This window comes from Devosia sp. P3_B2 (assembly GCF_056402875.1).
In genome coordinates this window covers 209989-228993 of sequence record NZ_JBFUGO010000002.1, presented here as the reverse complement: position 1 = coordinate 228993, position 19005 = coordinate 209989, and the positions used below count along the sequence as shown (strand labels likewise).

Genomic DNA, 19005 nt, shown 5'->3' with positions numbered 1-19005 from the left:
TCGCTATTCCCCCGCTGCCGGCTGCGGAGCAGCTTTGACCGACGGAACCACTCGCACGCGGTAGCGGACCAAGATGTCGCTCGCGAGGATGAAGAACAGCATCATAGCCTGGAAGATGCCGGCCGTGGCGTTGGGAATATGCACCGTGGTCTGCGCCACCTGCCCGCCGACATAGGTGACAGCCAGCACGATCCCGGCGATCAGACACCCGATCGGATGCAGCCGGCCGAGGAATGACACGATGATGGCGGTAAAGCCGTAGCCGGACGGGAAGCCGAGATTGATCGCCTTCAGCGCACCTGCAAACTCCAGCGCCCCGGCGAGGCCCGCCATGCCGCCGCCGATCAGCATGGCGAGCCACACCGTCTGGTTGCCATCGAACCCGCCATGGCGCGCCGCATTGGGTGCCGAGCCGACGACGCGGATCTGGTAGCCGAACACCGAGCGCGACATCAGCAGCCAGAACACGAATGGCAGCACCACGGCTATGGCGACGCCGAGATGGACGGTGCTGCCTGGGAACAGGATCGGCAGCGTCTGGTCCGGCTGCAGCGGCGCGGTGGCCGGGAAGTTGCGGCCGTTGGGGTCCTTCCACGGGCCGCCAACCAGATAGCTCAGCACCTGCAGCGCCACATAGGTGAGCATCAGGCTGGAGAGGATTTCATTTACCCCGAAGCGGGTCTTCAGCGCCGCCGGGACCGTGGCCCAGGCGCTGCCGCCGACGATGCCGGCGAGGATCATGGTGACGACAATGATCGGCCCGCCCGCCGTGCCGGCGGCAAGGCCGATGCCGGCGGCACACAGGGCTCCGATAATGTACTGCCCCTCGGCGCCGATGTTCCAGACATTGGCGCGGTTGCCGATGGAAAGGCCGAGCGCGATGATGATGAGCGGCGCGGCTTTCACCGCCACATCCTGCCATTTGTACGACGCGAGCAGCGGCGTAACGAAAATGTCGATCACCGCCCGCTGGCCATCGATGCCGAGCAGGTCGAACACCACGACGCCGACCAGCATGGTGAGCAATACCGAGGCGATCGGCGTCACCACCTGCATCAGCTTGCTCGGCTCCTGGCGCTTCTCGAGCTTAATGCGCATGGGCCAACTCCAGCTCCGCGTCAGCAGTCGGCGTCGTCGGCGCTTCGCCGTGAATGCCGCCCATCAACAGGCCGATCTCCTCGATATCGGCGCCCGCGACCTGCATCGGCCGTGACAACCGGCCCTCGTTGATCACCGCCAGCGTGTCGCAGAGCGATAGCAGCTCATCGAGATCCTGGCTGATCACCACCACCGCCGAACCAGCGGCGGCGAGGTCGACGATAGCCTGGTGGATCGCCGCCGCAGCCCCTGCGTCGACGCCCCAGGTCGGCTGGCTGACCACCAGCACGCTGGGCTTCTGCAGGATTTCGCGGCCCATGATGTACTTCTGCAGGTTCCCGCCCGACAGCGAACCGGCTGTCGCACCGGGCCCCAGCGCCTTTACCGCAAAGGCGGTAATCACCTCGCCGGCATAGGTCTTGGCGGCCCCCGCCTTGATCAGCCCGGCGCTGACCATGCCGAGCCGGTCGCGGGCGGTGAGAATGGTGTTGTCCGCGAGGCTGAACTCGGGCACCGCGGCGTGGCCGTTCCGCTCTTCCGGCACGCTGGCGAGGCCCTTGAGCCGCCGCGACTTGGCCGGCAGCTGGCCGACCGGCGCGCCGTCGATGGTGATCGCCTCGGCGTCGCCCGACAGCACTTCGCCCGAAAGCGCCAGCAGCAGCGCATTCTGGCCGTTGCCAGCAACACCCGCGATGCCGAAGATTTCTCCGGCCCGCACCGTGAAGCTGATGTTGCGCAGCGGAATGCCGAACGGCCCTGCTCCCGGGATGGTCAGCCGGTTGACCACTAGCTTCTCCTTGCCGAGCGAGCGCCCGGCCGGCTTGCTGATCTCCTTGAGGCCCGCGCCGATCATCTTCTCCGCCATCGAGCGCGAGGTCTCGACCCTGGGATCAAGCGTATCGACGAGTTTGCCGCCGCGGAGGATCGTCGCGGTCTCACACAGCGCTTTAATCTCGTGCAGCTTGTGGGAGATGTAGAGGATCGAGCAGCCCTCGCTCGCCAGCTGGCGCAGCACCACGAACAGTTGCTCCACCTCCTGCGGGGTGAGCACCGAGGTGGGCTCGTCCATGATCAGCAGCGACCGGTTGAGCAGCAGCGCGCGCACGATCTCGATCCGCTGGCGTTCGCCGACCGACAGCGTCGAGACCGTGCGATGCGGGTCGAGCTTCAGCCCGTACTGCGTCATCACCTCGGCGATCTTCTTTTCGAGATCGCGGGCGTGGATCTTCGAATCCATGCCCAGCGCGATGTTCTCCAGCACCGTCATCGCCTCGAACAGCGAGAAGTGCTGGAACACCATGCCGATGCCGAGCTTGCGGGCGGCCTTGGGATTGCTGACGGTGATCGGGTGGCCGTTCCAGCGGATTTCGCCGGCGTCAGGCTGCATGATCCCGTAGATCATCTTGACCAGCGTGGACTTGCCAGCCCCGTTCTCACCAAGCAGCGCGTGGATCTCGCCGGGCAGGACGGAAAACGAAACGCTGTCGTTGGCAAGGACGCCGGGAAAGCGCTTGGTGATACCCGTCAATTGCAGGCGCGGCGCGATGCTACTGTCCAACAGCGGCTCCCGACTTCGTTACACTGGCCGGCCGCGCCTTGATATCTTCGACTTCCCGCCGGCCAATGTGGACCAGAATTTCCGCCGCCGCCAGCGCCGCGATGACTTCCGGCCGCTTGTCCCCAAGCCCCTCGGGGAACGCCTTGCCGCCGATTGGCAGCACCAGCCGGTCGAGGGGCGCTGCGGGGTAGTCCTCGTCGAGATACCAGCTGCGAAACCGGGCCTTCTTGGTCTTCGAACCGACCATGCCGATGTACGGCGCGTCGACCCGCTGCAAGGCTTCTGCGGCGATCAGGAAATCCAGCGCGTGATCGTGGGTGAGGATGACGTAGGCGCTGCCGGCTGGGGCAGAACGCACCACCGCCTCGGGCATTGCCACCGCGTGGGTTTCGACGTTGTCGGGGAGGCTCACCAACTCGTCCGGTCGGGTATCCACCACGTGCACCCGTAGCGGCAGCGCCGACAGTGCGCGAGCTAGCGCATGGCCGACATGACCTGAACCGAACAGGTAGACATGCGGGCGCGTCGCGAGCTCGGCCTCTAGCCGCGCGACCAGCGCCTTGGCAATCGCCGGAGTCAGCCGCTTCAGCGACACATCCACCCGACCACCGCAGCATTGGCCGATCTCGGGGCCGAGCGGAATATCTAGGCTGTCTTCGTGCTCCCCACTGCGCAGCACCTGCCGCGCGCGGTCGATCACCATGTATTCAAGCGCCCCACCGCCGATGGTGCCGGTTTGCGCCTCGGACGAAATCAGCATGAACGTCCCCGCCTCACGCGGCGACGAGCCACGAACGGCAGTGAGTTCGGCGACAATGGCCGCTGGGTTGGCGGCGAGAAAGGTGCGTATCTCCTGTGGGGAGATGCTCACGATGCGCGCCCCTTCCGCATCCGCTCGACGCCCATCAGCACGCGCTCCGGCGTCGCCGGCATGTCGAGCTGCGGCGCGATCTTGTAGTCGGCGACGGACGCCACGGCCATCGAGAGCGCCTCGACCACTGAATAGCCGAGCACCAGCGGCGGCTCGCCGACGGCCTTGCTCCGGCCGATCGCCGGCTCCTTGTTAATGCTCCACTCGGCAAGTTTCACATTGAAGATGCGCGGCACATCGGAAGCGACCGGAATCTTGTAGGTCGAGGGCGCGTGGGTGCGCAGTTGCCCTTTGTCGTCCCACCACAACTCCTCGGTCGTCAGCCAGCCAACACCCTGGATGAAGCCGCCTTCCACCTGCCCGATATCGATCGCCGGGTTGAGCGAGCGGCCGACATCCTCGAGCACGTCGGAGCGATCGATCTGGTACTCGCCCGTCAGCGTATCGATCGTCACCTCGGACGCCGCGGCACCATAGGCGAAGTAGTAGAACGGATGCCCGCGGCCGGTGGCGCGATCCCAATGGATCTTCGGCGTCTTGTAGAACCCGGCGGCCGAAAGCTGCACCCGGTTCATCCAACACGAGGTCGCCAGTTCATCGAACGGCACGAACTGCTGGCCGGCGCGAATACCGCCGAACTCCCACTGCACTTCCGAGGGCTCGACCTCGTAGATGAACGCCGCATGCGCGGCCATCCGCGCCTTGATCTGGTTGGCCGCGTCCAGCGCCGCCATGCCGTTGAGATCGGTGCCCGACGAAGCAGCCGTAGCTGAGGTGTTGGGCACCTTGCCGGTATTGCTCGCCGTGATCTGCACCCGCTCCACCGGCACGCCGAAGGCATCGGCGACCACCTGCATCACCTTGATGTGCAGCCCCTGCCCCATCTCGGTGCCACCATGGCTCAGGTGGATCGAGCCGTCGCGATAGACGTGCACCAGCGCGCCGGCCTGGTTGTGCCAGGTGGCGGTGAACGAGATGCCGAACTTCACCGGCACCATCGCGATGCCCTTCTTCAGCACCTTGCTGGTCCTGTTGAACGCAAGGATCGCGGCGCGGCGGGCCTGGTAGTCCGAGGTCTGCTCGAGGTCGTCGATCACCCGGTGGATGACATTGTCCTCCACCACCTGGTGGTAGGGCGTCACGTTGTTGATGTCAGTGCCGTAGAAATTGGCCTTGCGGATCTCCAGCGGATCCTTGCCCAGGGCGTAGGCGATATCCTCGATCCAGCGCTCCGCCGCGATGATCCCCTGCGGCCCGCCAAAGCCGCGGAAGGCGGTGTTCGACACAGTGTTGGTGAGCAGCGGCAGCGAGTTCACTCGCACCGCCGGATACCAGTAGGCATTGTCGGCATGGAACAGCGCCCGGTCAGTCACCGGACCGGAGAGGTCGGCCGAATAGCCAGAGCGCGCCGCGTACGTCGCCGTCACCGCCTGGATCCTGCCGTCCGAATTGTAGCCGACATCGTAGTCGACGACGAAATCGTGGCGCTTGCCGGTGATCTGGAAATCATCGTCGCGGTCGGGGCGGATCTTCACCGCGTTGTTGAACTTCTTCGCCGCCACCGCAGCGACCACCGCGAACAGGTTCCCCTGCGTTTCCTTGCCGCCGAAGCCGCCGCCCATGCGGCGCATGTTCACTGTCACGGCAGCATGCGGCACGCCCAGCACCTGCGCCACCATCACCTGGATTTCGGTCGGGTGCTGGCTCGAAACCTGCAGCGTGACTTCGTCATCCTCGCCCGGAATGGCGAGCGCCGCCTGGCTTTCGAGGTAGAAATGCTCCTGCCCGCCGATCCGCACCCGACCCTTGGCCCGATGCTGCGACCCCGTGAGCCCCACATCGACATCGCCGCGCTCGAGCTTCAGCGGCTCGGTGACGAGCTTGCCGCCCGCCGCTACCGCCGCATCCACATCGGTGACATGCGGCAGGTCGCGATACTCGATCTTCACCAGCTTTGCCGCCCGCCGCGCCGCTTCACGGGTCTTGCCGATCACCGCGAACAGCGGCTGGCCCCAGGTGACGACATGGGTCGACGCAAACACTGGTTCGTCGTGCTTGTGCACCGAGCTGATGTCGTTCTCGGCCGGGATATCCTCAGCGGTCAGGACGCCGATGACTCCGGGCGCCTTGCGGACCGCATCGAGGTTCATCGAGGCGATTTCGGCGTGTGCTTTGGTCGAAATGCCGAGATAGGCGTGCAGCGTGCCCTCGGGCTCGACCAGGTCGTCGATGTAATCGGCTCGCCCGGCTACCTGCTTGATTGCGGAGTCGTGTGGCGCGGAAACATGCAGCGGCGAGGTGGTGATCGGAGATTGCTTGTTCATGCCACCTCCCTCGTCAGCCGCTGGCCCTCGCCAGTTGTCTCGAGGAAGAATCGGCGCAGCAGGTTCTGCGCGGCCAGCAGCCGGTACTCGGCCGAAGCGCGCATGTCCGTCAGCGGCTGGTAGTCCTCGGCAAACACCGGGATCGCGGCTTCGACCGTCGCGACATTCCACGCCTTGCCCAGCAGCGCCGCTTCAACCGCCTTGGCCCGCTTCGGCGTCGCCGCCATGCCGCCATAAGCAATGGTGACTGCCGCGACCTTGTCGCCATGGAGCTTCAGCCGGAACGCGCCGCACAGCGCCGAGATGTCCTCATCCTTGCGCTTGGTGATCTTGTAGCAGGCGAACAGTTCGCCCTCGGGCAGCGACGGGATGGTGACGCTCTCGACGAACTCGCCGGGCTGCCGGTCCTGCTTGCCATAGGCGATGAAGAAGTCCTCGAGCCTCACCTCGCGGCGTACATCGCCCTTCCGCAGCGTGATCGAGGCGCCCAGCGCCATCAGCGGCGGCGGCGTATCGCCGATCGGCGAACCATTGGCGATGTTGGCGCCGATGGTACCCATGTTGCGCACCTGCGCGCCGCCAATCCGCATCCACAGCTCCTCGAGCTGCGGGAAGCGTCGTGTAATCGCGCCCGTCGCTTCGGTGTAGGTTACCCCTGCCCCAAGCTTCAGCGCGCCATCCGTCTCTTCGATCCGGTGCAATTGCGGCACCTCGCCGATGAAGATCATCGGTCCAATGTCGCGCATGAATTTGGTGACCCAGAGGCCAACGTCCGTAGCGCCCGACACCAGCGTGCCGGTCGGGTTGGCCGCATACACCTCGGCCAGATCGTCGGCTGAAGCCGGCACGATCAGCCGGTCCTTGCCCTCACCAATCTCCACCCGCCTGCCGTCGCGCATAGCCTGCAACCGCGCCTTGATCGACTGGCGCTCGGTCTCCAGCGGATCAGCCGCCAGCGCCCCGTAGCTCGATATCGCCTTGCCCGCCTTGATGATCGGCAGGTAGCCGGTGCAGCGGCAGAGGTTCCCCTGCAGCGCCGTCTCGATGGCGTTGGTGGAGGGGTTGGTGTCCTGCATCCACAGCCCATAGAGTGACATCACGATGCCCGGCGTGCAAAAGCCACACTGGCTGCCGTGATTGTCGACCATCGCCTGCTGCACCGGATGCAGCGGCCCGTTAGCGGCCGAAAGATGCTCCACGGTCACTACATGCGTCGCATCAAGAGATCCGACGAAGCATATGCAGGCGTTAATAGATTCGTAGACCAGCTCATCGCCGCTCAACCGCCCGACCAGCACCGTGCAGGCCCCGCAATCGCCCTCGGCGCAGCCCTCTTTCGAGCCGGTCATCCGCCTGTCGAGGCGCAGGAAATCCAGCAGCGTGCGCGTCGCCGAAATGCTCTCCAGCACGACGTCCTGGTCGTTGAGGATGAATCGCAGCTGGTTGCGTATCTCGGTCATTCAGCTCCCCCGATAGGTCGAGTACCCATAGGGCGAAACGAGCAGCGGCACATGGTAGTGCGCCATCTCGCTAAGTACGAAACGGACCGGCACCGTGTCGAGGAACGGGGTAGCGAGATCGACGCCCAGCCGCTCGAAATACTGCCCCACATGGAAGATCAGCTCATAGCTGCCCAGATGGAAGCGGTCGCCTTCCAGCAGCGGTTGGTCCACCCGCCCGTCGGCATTGGTGTGTCCGGACCATATATGGTGCGTGTGATCACCATGTACCATGAGCAGGTCGAGTCGCATTCCGGCGGCCGGCTTGCCGTGGGTGGTGTCGAGTACGTGCGTCGTCAGGCGTGCTGAACCCGCCATATGTAACTTCCTTCGCCCCTCGTTGGGCCGCCCGAACGGGCGCCGCTTGCCGTTGAGGCACTCGTTCAAGATTGCCCGACTATTGAGCATATTCGGCTCCGTTCCAAGGGGGTCACGACCGGAATTTTACCAACTGGTCCACTTTTGCCGGCCTTGCGGCGGGCCGCTGCCCCGGGCCATAAATTCCTGACGAACTACGAGGTGTACTCATGCGCTATCCCCGCAACCTGCAGGGCTACGGTCCCAATCCGCCGGACGCACAATGGCCGGGCGGTGCGCACATCGCGGTGCAGTTCGTCCTCAACTACGAGGAAGGCGGCGAGAACAACATCCTCCACGGCGATGCCGCGTCGGAAGCGTTCCTCGTCGACGTGATCGGCGCCGCTCCCTGGCCGGGCAAGCGCCACTGGAACGTCGAGTCGATGTACGAATATGGCGCTCGTGCCGGCTTCTGGCGCCTGCACCGGTTGTTCACAGGGCTCAACCTGCCGGTCACCGTTTATGGCGTCGCTACCGCCTTGCAGCGCTCGCCCGAGCAGGTGAAGGCCATGCTCGACGCCGACTGGGAAATCGCCAGCCACGGCCTGAAGTGGATCGACTACAAGGACTACGACATCGAGCACGAGCGCGAGGACTTGCACGCCGCGATCAAGCTCCACACCGAGGTCATCGGCACCCGCCCGACCGGCTGGTATTGCGGCCGCACCTCGGTCAACACCGTCGACCTCGCCAGCGAGGAAGGTGGCTTTACCTACGTCTCCGACACCTATGACGACGACCTGCCTTACTACCGCGAGCACTTCGGCTCGCCGCAGTTGATCATCCCCTACTCGCTCGCCACCAACGACATGCGCTTCACCACGCCGTCCGGCTTCGCCAATGGCGACGAATATTTCCAGCTGCTCAAGGACAGTTTCGACGTTCTCTACGAGGAGGGCCAGGCCGGCTCGCCCAAGATGATGTCGCTCGGGCTCCACTGCCGCCTCGTCGGCATGCCCGGCCGCTTTGCCGGGCTGAAGCGCTTCGTCGACTACATCATGACCAAGGAAAAGGTCTGGATCGCCAAGCGTATCGATATCGCCGAGCATTGGCTGAAGACGCACCCCTATGTAGAGCAGGAGATTGTCCCGTCCGAACTGGCGCTGGACGATTTCACCCAGCTGTTCGGCAACGTCTTCGAGCACTCGGAGTGGGTTGCCGCCCGCGCCCATAAGCGTGAGATGGGACCGGCGCACGACACGGCCACCGGTCTCCATGCGCTGATGTGCCAGGTGTTCCGCTCGGCCACCGACGAGGAGCGGCTCGGCGTGCTCAATGCCCACCCGGATCTGGCCGGCAAGCTGGCGGCCGCCAAGCGGCTCACCTCGGAGTCCGAAGCCGAGCAGGCCTCGGCCGGCCTCGATGCGCTCACTGACGCGGAACGCACGGCGTTTGGCGACATGAACCACGCCTATGTGGAGAAGTTCGGCTTCCCCTTCATCATCGCGGTGCGGGACAACACCAAGGCGCAGATCATGCAGGCCTTCGAGAAGCGGCTGGCCAATGATCGGGACGTGGAGTTCGCCACGGCCTGCCGGCAGGTCGAGCGGATCGCGGAACTGCGGATCCGGCAGATTCTGGGCGCGTAAGCCGAGGCAGTCTCATCCAGTTCTTGGCACCATCAAGCCTGAGCACCGGCCCTTCTTCACCTCCCTTCATGGGGAAGGCCGGGAGGCGGCCGTCCGCTTCCGCTTGCCCGGACGAAATCCCGCACCACCCGCTTGACATCCTCTCCGACATCAATCATAACCATGTCGTTATATAGCGAACAGGTTATGAAATGCCCGCGACCCAAACCCAGCTCGATCTCACCTTCGCCGCCCTTGCGGACCCGACGCGGCGCGCCATCCTTGCGCGTCTGGCCGAGGGCGACGCGTCGGTGAACGAACTGGTCGAGCCCTTCAACATGAGCCAGCCGGCCATTTCCAAGCATATCAAGGTACTGGAAGCTGCCGGGCTGGTGTCCCGTGGCAAGGACGCGCAGCGCCGCCCGGTGCACATCGAGGCGTTGCCGCTGGCCGATGCGGTGGGCTGGCTCGAGAACTACCGCAAGTTCTGGGAGCAGAGCTACCAGCGCCTCGACAACCTGCTCGACGAGTTGCAACGCTTCGCCCCCAAGGGCGACAAGAAGAACTGAAGCAAGCGGAGGAGCCGCCCATGTTCAAGCCCCTGTCCATCACACTGCCCTCCGACCGCGAGATCGCCGTGACGCGTGAATTCAACGCCCCACGCGACCTCGTCTTCGATTGCTGGACCATCCCGGCCCTGATCAAGCGCTGGCTCGGCCCTGCCGAATGGGTACTCCAGACCTGCGAATTCGATGCTCGCGTGGGCGGCAAATGGCGCTTCGTCGCTGTCGGTCCCGGGGGCTATGAGATGGCGCATGGCGGCGTCATTCAAGAGATCACTCGTCCCGAATGGATCAAGTCGACCGAGCGCTTCGATATCGACTGGACCGGCGGCGAGACCATCAACACCAACGCCTTCACCGAGGAGGGCGGCAAGACGCTCTCCGTCCTGACGGTGCTCTACGCCAGCAAGGAAGCCCGCGACGGCGCCAAGGCCACCCCGATGGCCGAGGGCATGGAGATGGGTTTCAAGCGCCTCGACGAGTTACTGGCGGAGCGGCTGACCGCTTAGCCCAGCGCCCCATTAACCGACGACCACTACGACCATTCCCGCCGCTGCACGTTACCCGTGCAGTGAACGGGAGAACTCAACCCCAACGAGGAGACGTCAAATGCCCAAGATCATGCCCTGCCTGTGGATCGACGATCGCATCGAAGAGATGGTCAACTTCTACATCAAGACCTTCAAGGACGGCGAAATCCACAAGGTGGACCGCTATCCCGATGGTCGCATCATCACCATGACTTTCCGCCTGAAGGACCAGGAATTCATGGCACTGAACGGTGGCCCGATGTTCAAGTTCACCGAGGCGATCTCCTTCACCGTCGATTGCGAGGGCCAGAAGGAAGTCGACTACTATTGGGACGCGCTCACCGCCGATGGCGGCGAAGAGAGCGAGTGCTCCTGGCTGAAGGACAAATATGGCCTCAGCTGGCAGATCGTCCCCAAGCAGCTCGGCGAGCTCCTCGGCGGTAGCGACCGCGCGGGTGCCGCCCGCGCCATGCAGGCTATGCTGCAGATGAAGAAGATCGTGGTGGCCGACCTCGAGAAAGCCTACGCCGGCAAGTAAGCCGCCGCTCGGGGAAGCAATGCTCCCCCTCCAACCCCAAAAGAGTACCGGAAAATGCAGAGACGCCAGTTCCTTCTGGCGGCGAGCGCTATCGCTTTGGCCGCCGCCACCCGCCCCGTCCTTGCCCAGAGCTCCGCCTTCGACGGAATGGCGCTCAGCGAGTTGCGGAAAAAGATCGAAGGCTCGATCGCCGCCGGCCAGATGCCCGGCGCCGTCTGGTTGCTCGCCAAGGGCGACGAGGTGATCGTCGATACTGCCGGCAACACCGCCTACGAGGGCGGCGTACCAATGCGCCGCGACACCATCTTCCGCATCGCCTCGGTCGGCAAAGCCATTGGCACCGCGGCCGTGATGATGCTGATCGAGGATGGCAAGCTCACGCTCGACGAGCCCGTCGATCGCCTGCTCCCCGAACTCGCCAACCGGCAGGTGCTGAGGGACATCAAGGGCCCGATCACCGACACCGTTCCGGCGGCGCGCCCGATTCTCGTCCGGGACCTGATGAACTTCACGCTCGGTTTCGGCATACTGTTCGACCCCACCCTGCCGATCCAGCAGGCGATCGACGAACGTCGGCTGGTCAACGGACAGCCGGTGCCCCCGACCCCGTGGACCCCGGACGAGTGGATGGCGAAGTTCGCCGAGCTGCCGCTGATGCATCAGCCGGGCGAGACCTGGATGTACAACACCGGCTCGCTCCTGCTCGGCGTGCTGATCGCCCGCGCCTCCAGCATGCCGCTCGAGCAGTTCCTCTTGACCCGTATCTTCCAGCCGCTCGGCATGGTCGATACCGGCTTCTTCGTGCCGCCCGACAAGCTCGATCGCTTCCAGCCCGCCTATTCGGTGAACTTCGCCAGCAATGAGCAGTTCATGGAGGATCCGATCGACGGCATCTGGAGCCGGCCGCCGAGCTTCCCATCCGCCGCCGGCGGTCTCGTCTCGACGCTCGACGACTACCTGGCCTTTGCCCGCATGCTGCTGAATAAGGGCGTGCACAACGGAGCGCGCCTGCTAAGCGAGGCATCCGTCGCCGAGATGACCCACAACCAGCTCACGCCCGAGCAGAAGCAGGGCGCGGGTTTCGTGCCGGGCTTCTTCGACAACAAGGGCTGGGGCTATGGTGTGCTGACCTACGATGCGCCCGACGACATCTCCCCCATACCCGGCCGCTACGGCTGGAACGGCGGCTACGGCACCAGTTGGATCAACGACCCGAACACCGGCCTCATAGGCCTGATGTTCACCCAGTCGGTGCAATACTATGTCGCCTCTGCCGAATTCCACGACTTCTGGCGCGGCGCTTACACCGCCATCGGCGCCGCTACCGAGGGAGTTGCTGCCGTGCCCGCGCTGATCACCCATGACGTCGCCGTCACCCGTACCTTCAATGCCTCGCCCACGCGGGTGTGGGCCGCCTGGACCGAAGATCCCCAGGTGATGAAGTGGTGGGGGCCCAAGCCCTGGACGTGCCCGGAAGCGCGGATGGACGTTCGGGAAGGCAGCGCCTCGATCGTCTGTATGCGCTCGCCTGAGGGTTTTGAGATCTGGATGCGCTGGGACTACAGCAAGGTCGTGCCCAACGAGCGGATCGAATACACTCAGAACCTCTCCGACAAAGACGGCAACCTGATCGAGCCGACCAGCATCGGCATGCCCGCCGAATTCCCGCGCAACGTCGGGACCGTGGTGACGCTCGTTCCCGAGGGCGAGAAAACGGTCGTCACCATCACCGAGCACACCACCACGACACAGGCACTGATGGACGGCTCGCAACAGGGGCTGGAGATGGTAATGGATCAGATGGGCCAGACCTTCTGAGGGGCAGATGGATCTCACCGCCGACGCCGTCCTCGCGCGGCTGCACGAGTTGCAGTCGGGCGAGGAGCTGAAGAAGTACCAGCGCTATTTCAAGTTGGGCGAGGGCGAGTACGCCCATGGCGACACCTTCATCGGCGTCCGCATGGGCCACGTCTTCGCCCTCGCCAAGGAATTCATACTGACCCCGCCGGCCGAGATCGAAAAGCTCATGGAGTCGGACATCCACGAGGCCCGCGCTGCCGCCATGAGCATCATGGCCAAGCAGTACGCGGCGAAGAAGACCGCGCCCGAGCGCAGGCAGGAGCTGTTCGACCTCTACCTCCGCCGGCACGATCGCATCAACAACTGGGATCTGGTCGACCTCGCCGCCTACTACGTGATCGGCCCGCACCTCGTCGATCGCCCGCGCGACATCCTCTACCGGCTGGCAAAATCCGGCAGCATATGGGAGCGCCGCACCGCCATCCTCGCGACCTTCTCGTTCATCCGGCGCGGCCAGCTCGACGACGCTTTCGCCATCGCCGAACTACTGATCGACGACCGCGAGGACCTAATCCACAAGGCGGTCGGCTGGATGCTGCGCACCACCGACACCAATCGCCCGGCGCTGAACGCCTTCCTCGACAAGCACGCCGCCCGCATGCCGCGCGTCATGCTTCGGAACGCACTCGAGCACTATTCCCCGGAAGAGCGCGCCCGCTACCTGGCGATGGGCAAGGCGATATGACCTGCGAGCGCTACTGAACGTCAGTCGCCGCCGCCACCGCCATCACCGCCGCCATCCCCATCGGAGTCGCCGAACGAGAAATCTCCGTCCCCTCCGCCGCCGCTATCTCCCCCGCCGCCACGACGGGCTCTTTGGACCATGCTGCCGAACAGCCAGCCGAGAGCCACCAGCGCGATGACTGCCAGCACAGGCCAGAACGTGGTGAGAAATCCGTAGACCGGCTCCCGGAACGACTGCTGAAAGTCGCGGAGCCAATCCATCGGTCAGTGCCCCGGAGACAACCCGTCGCGCCGATCGTCCCTGGGTTCGCCGTCTTCCCAGTCGATGTCGGTGTTGACCTGCGGCTCGGCATGGCCGAGCAGGCGGTCGATCCACTGTCTCAGTGCACGTCCAGCCTCCTCGAGCTGGATCGGATCGAGCAGCGGGCGATGTGGGTCATGGTGCGGTTGCGTAGCCATGTACGGAGTCTGCGCCCGATTCCTAAACTTTTTCTGACAGTGGCGCTTCGTCTTGGCCCACGCCCGCTACTTGTAGAACCCCTGGCGCAGGTTGAAGCCGTGCTCGAGATAGACCTTCATGGCGCACAGCATCCCGGTCCAGCCTTCGGTATTGCCGATGCAGGCCTCCAACGCCTTCTGCGATTCCTTCCAACCCTCGTCACCAGCGTACGGTCCCCTCTCTTGCGATTTCTAAGGCTTGGCAAACGCTAAGCCCAAGAAATCGCTTTCTCCCCCGCAAGGGGGGAGATGACCCCGCGGCGTCCGTGCTAAGACGACTCGTCTTCCACAACCATTGCGTCCCATGGCCCCCAATACCTACGCCAGCCCGATGGCCGGCCTGCCCGATCAGACCGCGCTGCACACCGGTCGCGCCGTTTTCACAGAGGCCTATGCCGTGATTCCGCATGGGGTCATGCGGGACATCGTCACCAGCTACCTGCCGCACTGGAAGGACACCCGCGCCTGGATCATCGCCCGCCCGATGACGGGCTTCTCCGAGACCTTCTCACAGTACATCGTCGAAGTGTTCCCCGGTGGCGGCAGCGACAAGCCAGAGCCCGATGCGGGCGCCGAGGGTGTGCTGTTCGTCGTCGATGGGCAGGCCACGCTGACCCTCGAAGGCAAGACCCACCTGTTGAAGGCCGGCGGCTATGCCTTTCTGCCGCCCGGCACGCGCTGGGCCCTGACCAACAAGTCGACTGCGCCGGTCCGCTTCCACTGGGTGCGCAAGCGATACGAGGCCGTCGAGGGCATCGATACGCCCGCCGCGTTCGTCGCCAACGAGCAGGACGAGCCGATCATCTGGATGCCGGGCACCGATAGCCGCTGGGGCACCACCCGCTTCGTCGATCCCACCGACGTCCGCCACGACATGCACGTCAACATCGTGACGCTCGAGCCCGGCGCGGTGATCCCATTCGAGGAGACCCACGTCATGGAGCACGGCCTGTACGTGCTCGAAGGCAAGGCGGTCTACCGTCTCAATCGCGACTGGGTCGAGGTCGAGGCCGGCGATTTCATGTGGCTGCGCGCCTTCTGCCCGCAGGCCTGCTACGCCGGCCCGGGTCGCTTCCGCTACCTGCTCTACAAGGACGTCAACCGGCATATGAAGCTCACGCTCTAGCCGCTCCTGGGGGGAACCGATGAAACGCCTAGCCTATGCCGCCGTGCTCGTTCTGGCGTTCGGCTCCACCTCGCAGGCCGAGGATCTGACGCCGCAGACCTACCAGAACCTCCTCACGCCGCTGCTGCAAAGCGGCAATGACGTGCTGGGTGCGCCCCTCGCCTACCCCGAAGGCACGCCCAACGTCACCGCCGCCATCGTCACCATCCCGCCCGGCGGCGAGACCGGGTTGCACGAGCACGAGGTGCCGCTGTTCGCCTACATTCTTGAGGGCGAACTGACGGTCGACTACGGCGACAAGGGCAAGAAGACCTACCGCGCCGGCGACGCGTTGCTCGAAGCCGTCGGCTGGCCGCACAACGGCACCAATACCGGCACGGTGCCGATGAAGCTTGTCGCCGTCTACATGGGTGGCGGCAGCAAGGCCAACACAATCAAGATCGCCCCGTGAGCGGCCGGGCTTTCGCCACGCGGCACATCGGCTAAGTTTGGCGCACCACGAGAGAGTCGCGATGACAGCCGGCCGCACCATTTTCATCGAACCGCTGACCCGCGAGGCCTACGCGCCGTTCGGCCAGGTGATCGAGACCGAAGGCGCACACCACTACCCGATCAATGGAGGCATGACCGAGCGCTACCACGATCTCGCCAAGGTCGAGCTCGGCGGCGTGCATCCGCGCCCACTGGTGTCGATCGCCCGGGGGCAACACTACCCCCTGCCGCTAACGCTGAAGATGGTGGAACGCCACCCGCTCGGCAGCCAGGCGTTCTATCCGCTGTCGCAGCGGCCGTTCCTCTCCATCGTTGCGCCCGATGAGGGCGGCGTGCCCGGCACTCCGCGCGCCTTTCTCGCCGCGCCCGGACAGGGCATCAACATGGCGATGAATACCTGGCACGGCGTGCTGACGCCGCTCGGCGAGACCTCTGATTTCCTGATCATCGACCGCGGCGGCGAAGGCAACAACCTCGAGGAATACTTCTTCGACGAGCCGTACTTGGTAGCGCAACGCGGCTGAATTCTTTACCGAGACGTCCGTTCCCCGTCGCAACTACGTTGCAATTGCTCCATAATCTAACCCAACAGACTGAGGGTGGAGGCATTTCCATGCGTATCGTTCTGGCCATCGCGGCGCTGCTGCTGGCGTTCGCGAGCCCTGCGCTCGCCGCCAAGGTGACCCTCAAGGGCGACGTGACCTACCGCGAGCGGATCGCGCTGCCGCCCGGTGGCACGCTGATGGTCTCGCTGATCGACCTCGCCACGCCCGACGAGCCCCGCGTTTCGGCCAAAGCGCCGATTGCGAGCCCCGGCCAGGTGCCACTGACCTTCACCCTGAACTTCGATGAAAACGTCATCGTCGCCGGCCACAACTACGCGCTGGTCGCCGAGATTTCCGGCGAGGACACGGTGTGGTTCCGCAACGCTGAGCCCTACGCCATCGACCCGCTGGCGCCGGCCGCCCCGATCCTCATCATCGTCAACATGGTGCCCGCCGTCGAGGCTGTCGTCGAGCCCGAGGTCGCTCCGCCCCCGCCGCCAATCCTCGACATCACCTGGCAGGCCGAAACCATCAATGGCGCGCCCGTAGCCCGCGGCGTCGTCTCCTCGCTGTCCATCGCTTCGGACATGCGTGCCGGCGGCCGCGGGGGCTGCAACTCGTGGTTCGCCCAGGCCGAAGTGAATGCCGAGCGGCTGATCTTCAGCGCCGTCGCAGCCACCCGCATGGCTTGCCAGTCCGAAGACGCCACCAAGCAGGAAGACAGCTTCTTCGCCGCCCTCGCCGACACCCGCTTCTGGCGGCTAGACAAGGACCACCTGGTGCTGATCGACGGTGCAGGGATCGAACTCGCGAGCCTCGCCAAGTCACGCTTCTAGGTTGACGTTCCGCGCCGCTCTCGACAGGTTCGAGGCATCGAACCGGAGACCCGCATGCATACGCCCGACCTGATTTCCCGCCTGCTCGACGTCATCGAGCTCGACCTGCTGCCGCTGACCAAGCGCGGCGTCGGCGGCGGCAACAAGCTGTTCGGCGCGGCGATCCTCAGGAAATCCGACCTGTCGCTGGTCGTCGGCGAGACCAATAACGAGACCGAGAACCCGCTCTGGCACGGCGAAATGCACGCCATCAAGCGCTTCTACGAGCTGCCAGCCGACCAGCGCCCCGCGCCACAGGACTGCCTGTTCCTCGCCACGCACGAGCCCTGCTCGCTCTGCCTCTCGGGCATTACCTGGTCCGGCTTCGACAATTTCTATTATCTGTTCAGCTACGAGGATACGCGCGACAGTTTCGGCATCCCGCACGACATCCGCATTCTAAGGGAAGTCTACGCCGTGCCGGACCCGGACCGCGACTACGTCCCCGAGGACCGCCCGCTCTACAATCGCAAGAACGCGTTCTTTCAGAGCCACGACATCCAGCAGATGATCGCCGGCCTCGACCGTTCATCGAAGGAGCGGCTGGTGGCGCGCGTCGATGATCTCAACGCCGCCTACAACGACCTCTCGGCCGTCTATCAGAGGGACAAGGGAAACAAGGGCATCCCGCTGAGCTGAGGCTCAGTGTGCTGAGCTAGAGCTCAGACCAGCACAACGCTCGCAGCGGCGAAAGCCAGCACGGCGAGCGCCGTGGCGAACAGGACAAGCAGCAGGATCTGGGTGGTGCTGTTCATGGTGGCCCGGCGGGTACGGCCGTGCTCCCGATCGGTGGTCATCTCGACCTCAGCCGAGATCCGCGAGCTGGGTGACCGGGGCCACTTCGACCGGCAGTGCGGAGGCGGCGATGGTGAGCGTCGCCATCGACATCACGAACATTGCAACGAGAGTGAGCTTCAGCATTTGGGCCCCCTGGGGCGATGCGGCCTCTCGGCCAGCGGTTCATCTTGAGGGCAATAATGCGGCGGTGCGGTTGAACGTTCCCGGAATTGGGCATTTAGCTGGCGTTCAGAAATGACCGCTTCCGCCACATTTCGAAGACTTAATGCAGCTCTCCAACTTGTAACGCAGGGATCGCCCGGCCCCCTCCTACATCGGGTTCGTACCCAAACGGAGACGATCGATGCCCACTCCATTGAACCGCCGTGATGCCCTGCGCCTCGTCGCCGTCACCGCCGCCGGTGGGGCGCTGATGAGCCAGAAGGCCTTTGCCCAGGAAGCCAGCGCCGAAACCACCACCGGCCTGATGCCCGGCGCCGATGTCTGCGTGCTGACGCCGGAAGTGACCGAAGGGCCCTATTATTTCGACCCGTCGCTAGAGCGCGCCGATATCACCGAGGGCACGCAGAAGGGGGTCGCCACGACCGTGCGCCTGCAGGTCGTCGACGGCAGCTGCAAGCCCATCGAAGGCGCCCGCGTCGATATCTGGCACTGCAATGCCGAGGGGCTCTACTCGGGCTATGCCAACCAGACCGGCGGTGTCGACACCACGGGCCAGACGTTCCTGCGCGGCACCCAATTCGCCAGCGCCAGCGGCATCGTCGAGTTCCAGACTATCTACCCGGGCTGGTACGCCGGCCGCACCACCCACATCCACTTCAAAGTCTTCCTCGACGACAAGACCGTGCTCACTGGCCAGCTGTTCTTCCCCGATGCCCTGAGCCAGTTCCTCTACCAGAACGTCGAGCCCTACACCTCGCACGGTCACGATCGCGACACGCTCAACGCCAACGACAACATCGCCAGCCAGGCCACCCGCGCCTCCTTCGCCTATGTGAAGGAACTGGAGGAGCGCTACCTCGTCGCCATGATCGTCGGCGTCGACCCCACGGCCGAGTCCTCGACCGGCTTCGGCGGCGCGCCGGGCGGCGCAGGTGGCGAACCTCCGAGCGGCCCGCCGCCCGATGGCGCGCCGGCCGACGGAGCGATGAGCGCACCGTCGACCGAAACCAGCGTCAGCCTCGTACCGGGCGTGACCGGCATCCGATAAAGCAAAGGGGC

The 19005-nt window shown here is 64.8% G+C and carries 21 protein-coding genes; 12 read left to right on the top strand and 9 right to left on the bottom strand.

Going from position 1 to position 19005, the window contains the following annotated elements:
* Positions 1-3: 3 nt before the first annotated feature.
* The 6 genes from AC1DV8_RS03850 to uraH are packed head-to-tail and all read right to left on the bottom strand — an operon-like array spanning position 4 to position 7668.
* Positions 4-1098 (bottom strand): ABC transporter permease, encoded by a 1095-nt coding sequence (locus AC1DV8_RS03850; protein ID WP_477156544.1) that lies wholly within the window; start codon positions 1096-1098, stop codon positions 4-6.
* Complete coding sequence (locus AC1DV8_RS03845; RefSeq protein WP_477156543.1) at positions 1088-2656, bottom strand: ABC transporter ATP-binding protein; 1569 nt, start codon at positions 2654-2656, stop codon at positions 1088-1090. The genes AC1DV8_RS03850 and AC1DV8_RS03845 overlap by 11 nt, the downstream gene beginning before the upstream one ends.
* On the bottom strand, positions 2646-3527 hold the full coding sequence (xdhC, locus tag AC1DV8_RS03840; protein ID WP_477156542.1) for a xanthine dehydrogenase accessory protein XdhC: 882 nt from the start codon (positions 3525-3527) through the stop codon (positions 2646-2648). The genes AC1DV8_RS03845 and xdhC overlap by 11 nt, the downstream gene beginning before the upstream one ends.
* Positions 3524-5851, bottom strand: coding sequence for a xanthine dehydrogenase molybdopterin binding subunit (xdhB, locus tag AC1DV8_RS03835; protein WP_477156541.1), 2328 nt, complete (start codon positions 5849-5851; stop codon positions 3524-3526). The genes xdhC and xdhB overlap by 4 nt, the downstream gene beginning before the upstream one ends.
* On the bottom strand, positions 5848-7311 hold the full coding sequence (xdhA, locus tag AC1DV8_RS03830; RefSeq protein ID WP_477156540.1) for a xanthine dehydrogenase small subunit: 1464 nt from the start codon (positions 7309-7311) through the stop codon (positions 5848-5850). The genes xdhB and xdhA overlap by 4 nt, the downstream gene beginning before the upstream one ends.
* The gene (gene uraH, locus AC1DV8_RS03825; RefSeq protein ID WP_477156539.1) at positions 7312-7668 is read right to left on the bottom strand and encodes a hydroxyisourate hydrolase; all 357 of its coding nucleotides are present in this window, start codon (positions 7666-7668) and stop codon (positions 7312-7314) included.
* Positions 7669-7877: 209 nt separating this feature from the next.
* Here uraH and puuE point away from each other — a divergent pair, with 209 nt between their 5' ends.
* The 6 genes from puuE (at position 7878) to AC1DV8_RS03795 (ending at position 13451) form a co-directional block, all read left to right on the top strand.
* The gene (gene puuE, locus AC1DV8_RS03820) at positions 7878-9296 is read left to right on the top strand and encodes an allantoinase PuuE (protein WP_477156538.1); all 1419 of its coding nucleotides are present in this window, start codon (positions 7878-7880) and stop codon (positions 9294-9296) included.
* 191 nt (positions 9297-9487) lie between these two features.
* Complete coding sequence (locus AC1DV8_RS03815; protein ID WP_477148728.1) at positions 9488-9844, top strand: ArsR/SmtB family transcription factor; 357 nt, start codon at positions 9488-9490, stop codon at positions 9842-9844.
* Between the two features lie 20 nt (positions 9845-9864).
* Positions 9865-10347 carry an SRPBCC family protein gene (locus tag AC1DV8_RS03810; protein ID WP_477148727.1) on the top strand — a complete coding sequence of 161 codons (483 nt, stop codon included), beginning with the start codon at positions 9865-9867 and terminating at the stop codon, positions 10345-10347.
* A 100-nt stretch (positions 10348-10447) separates the two neighbouring features.
* A complete protein-coding gene (locus AC1DV8_RS03805; protein ID WP_477156537.1) occupies positions 10448-10906 on the top strand; it encodes a VOC family protein in 459 nt (152 codons plus the stop codon).
* A 54-nt stretch (positions 10907-10960) separates the two neighbouring features.
* The gene (locus tag AC1DV8_RS03800; protein WP_477156536.1) at positions 10961-12724 is read left to right on the top strand and encodes a serine hydrolase; all 1764 of its coding nucleotides are present in this window, start codon (positions 10961-10963) and stop codon (positions 12722-12724) included.
* Between the two features lie 7 nt (positions 12725-12731).
* Positions 12732-13451 carry a DNA alkylation repair protein gene (locus tag AC1DV8_RS03795; protein WP_477156535.1) on the top strand — a complete coding sequence of 240 codons (720 nt, stop codon included), beginning with the start codon at positions 12732-12734 and terminating at the stop codon, positions 13449-13451.
* A gap of 20 nt (positions 13452-13471) precedes the next feature.
* On the opposite strand, the gene AC1DV8_RS03790 is transcribed toward AC1DV8_RS03795, so the two are convergent.
* Together AC1DV8_RS03790 and AC1DV8_RS03785 are read right to left on the bottom strand one after the other, a co-directional pair.
* Positions 13472-13711: a hypothetical protein gene (locus tag AC1DV8_RS03790; protein ID WP_477148723.1), complete on the bottom strand. Its 240-nt coding sequence runs from the start codon at positions 13709-13711 to the stop codon at positions 13472-13474.
* A gap of 3 nt (positions 13712-13714) precedes the next feature.
* Complete coding sequence (locus AC1DV8_RS03785) at positions 13715-13909, bottom strand: hypothetical protein (protein WP_477148722.1); 195 nt, start codon at positions 13907-13909, stop codon at positions 13715-13717.
* Between the two features lie 343 nt (positions 13910-14252).
* Here AC1DV8_RS03785 and AC1DV8_RS03780 point away from each other — a divergent pair, with 343 nt between their 5' ends.
* The 5 genes from AC1DV8_RS03780 (at position 14253) to AC1DV8_RS03760 (ending at position 17625) form a co-directional block, all read left to right on the top strand.
* On the top strand, positions 14253-15074 hold the full coding sequence (locus AC1DV8_RS03780) for a bifunctional allantoicase/(S)-ureidoglycine aminohydrolase (RefSeq protein WP_477148720.1): 822 nt from the start codon (positions 14253-14255) through the stop codon (positions 15072-15074).
* Between the two features lie 19 nt (positions 15075-15093).
* Entirely contained in the window at positions 15094-15525 is a 432-nt protein-coding gene (locus AC1DV8_RS03775) for a cupin domain-containing protein (RefSeq protein WP_477148719.1), read from the top strand.
* Positions 15526-15586: 61 nt separating this feature from the next.
* Positions 15587-16090 carry an ureidoglycolate lyase gene (locus AC1DV8_RS03770; protein WP_477156534.1) on the top strand — a complete coding sequence of 168 codons (504 nt, stop codon included), beginning with the start codon at positions 15587-15589 and terminating at the stop codon, positions 16088-16090.
* 89 nt (positions 16091-16179) lie between these two features.
* On the top strand, positions 16180-16947 hold the full coding sequence (locus AC1DV8_RS03765; RefSeq protein ID WP_477156533.1) for an META domain-containing protein: 768 nt from the start codon (positions 16180-16182) through the stop codon (positions 16945-16947).
* Positions 16948-17001: 54 nt separating this feature from the next.
* Positions 17002-17625: a nucleoside deaminase gene (locus AC1DV8_RS03760; protein WP_477148716.1), complete on the top strand. Its 624-nt coding sequence runs from the start codon at positions 17002-17004 to the stop codon at positions 17623-17625.
* Between the two features lie 23 nt (positions 17626-17648).
* Here the strand turns inward: AC1DV8_RS03760 and AC1DV8_RS03755 are convergent, their stop codons facing one another.
* Positions 17649-17783 (bottom strand): hypothetical protein, encoded by a 135-nt coding sequence (locus AC1DV8_RS03755; RefSeq protein WP_477148715.1) that lies wholly within the window; start codon positions 17781-17783, stop codon positions 17649-17651.
* Positions 17784-18127: 344 nt separating this feature from the next.
* On the opposite strand from AC1DV8_RS03755, the gene AC1DV8_RS03750 reads away from it, so the two are divergent.
* Positions 18128-18994, top strand: a complete 867-nt coding sequence (locus tag AC1DV8_RS03750) for an intradiol ring-cleavage dioxygenase (protein ID WP_477148714.1) — start codon at positions 18128-18130, stop codon at positions 18992-18994.
* Positions 18995-19005: the final 11 nt, after the last annotated feature.

Excerpts from the sequence above, each read along its gene's own strand:
- AC1DV8_RS03850 (WP_477156544.1), bottom strand. The coding sequence starts at position 1,098 with ATGCGCATTAAGCTCGAGAAGCGCCAGGAGCCGAGCAAGCTGATGCAG.
- xdhB (WP_477156541.1), bottom strand. The coding sequence starts at position 5,851 with ATGAACAAGCAATCTCCGATCACCACCTCGCCGCTGCATGTTTCCGCG.
- xdhA (WP_477156540.1), bottom strand. The coding sequence starts at position 7,311 with ATGACCGAGATACGCAACCAGCTGCGATTCATCCTCAACGACCAGGAC.
- uraH (WP_477156539.1), bottom strand. The coding sequence starts at position 7,668 with ATGGCGGGTTCAGCACGCCTGACGACGCACGTACTCGACACCACCCAC.
- puuE (WP_477156538.1), top strand. The coding sequence starts at position 7,878 with ATGCGCTATCCCCGCAACCTGCAGGGCTACGGTCCCAATCCGCCGGAC.
- AC1DV8_RS03815 (WP_477148728.1), top strand. The coding sequence starts at position 9,488 with ATGCCCGCGACCCAAACCCAGCTCGATCTCACCTTCGCCGCCCTTGCG.
- AC1DV8_RS03810 (WP_477148727.1), top strand. The coding sequence starts at position 9,865 with ATGTTCAAGCCCCTGTCCATCACACTGCCCTCCGACCGCGAGATCGCC.
- AC1DV8_RS03805 (WP_477156537.1), top strand. The coding sequence starts at position 10,448 with ATGCCCAAGATCATGCCCTGCCTGTGGATCGACGATCGCATCGAAGAG.
- AC1DV8_RS03800 (WP_477156536.1), top strand. The coding sequence starts at position 10,961 with ATGCAGAGACGCCAGTTCCTTCTGGCGGCGAGCGCTATCGCTTTGGCC.
- AC1DV8_RS03795 (WP_477156535.1), top strand. The coding sequence starts at position 12,732 with ATGGATCTCACCGCCGACGCCGTCCTCGCGCGGCTGCACGAGTTGCAG.
- AC1DV8_RS03790 (WP_477148723.1), bottom strand. The coding sequence starts at position 13,711 with ATGGATTGGCTCCGCGACTTTCAGCAGTCGTTCCGGGAGCCGGTCTAC.
- AC1DV8_RS03785 (WP_477148722.1), bottom strand. The coding sequence starts at position 13,909 with ATGGCTACGCAACCGCACCATGACCCACATCGCCCGCTGCTCGATCCG.
- AC1DV8_RS03780 (WP_477148720.1), top strand. The coding sequence starts at position 14,253 with ATGGCCCCCAATACCTACGCCAGCCCGATGGCCGGCCTGCCCGATCAG.
- AC1DV8_RS03775 (WP_477148719.1), top strand. The coding sequence starts at position 15,094 with ATGAAACGCCTAGCCTATGCCGCCGTGCTCGTTCTGGCGTTCGGCTCC.
- AC1DV8_RS03770 (WP_477156534.1), top strand. The coding sequence starts at position 15,587 with ATGACAGCCGGCCGCACCATTTTCATCGAACCGCTGACCCGCGAGGCC.
- AC1DV8_RS03765 (WP_477156533.1), top strand. The coding sequence starts at position 16,180 with ATGCGTATCGTTCTGGCCATCGCGGCGCTGCTGCTGGCGTTCGCGAGC.
- AC1DV8_RS03760 (WP_477148716.1), top strand. The coding sequence starts at position 17,002 with ATGCATACGCCCGACCTGATTTCCCGCCTGCTCGACGTCATCGAGCTC.
- AC1DV8_RS03755 (WP_477148715.1), bottom strand. The coding sequence starts at position 17,783 with ATGACCACCGATCGGGAGCACGGCCGTACCCGCCGGGCCACCATGAAC.
- AC1DV8_RS03750 (WP_477148714.1), top strand. The coding sequence starts at position 18,128 with ATGCCCACTCCATTGAACCGCCGTGATGCCCTGCGCCTCGTCGCCGTC.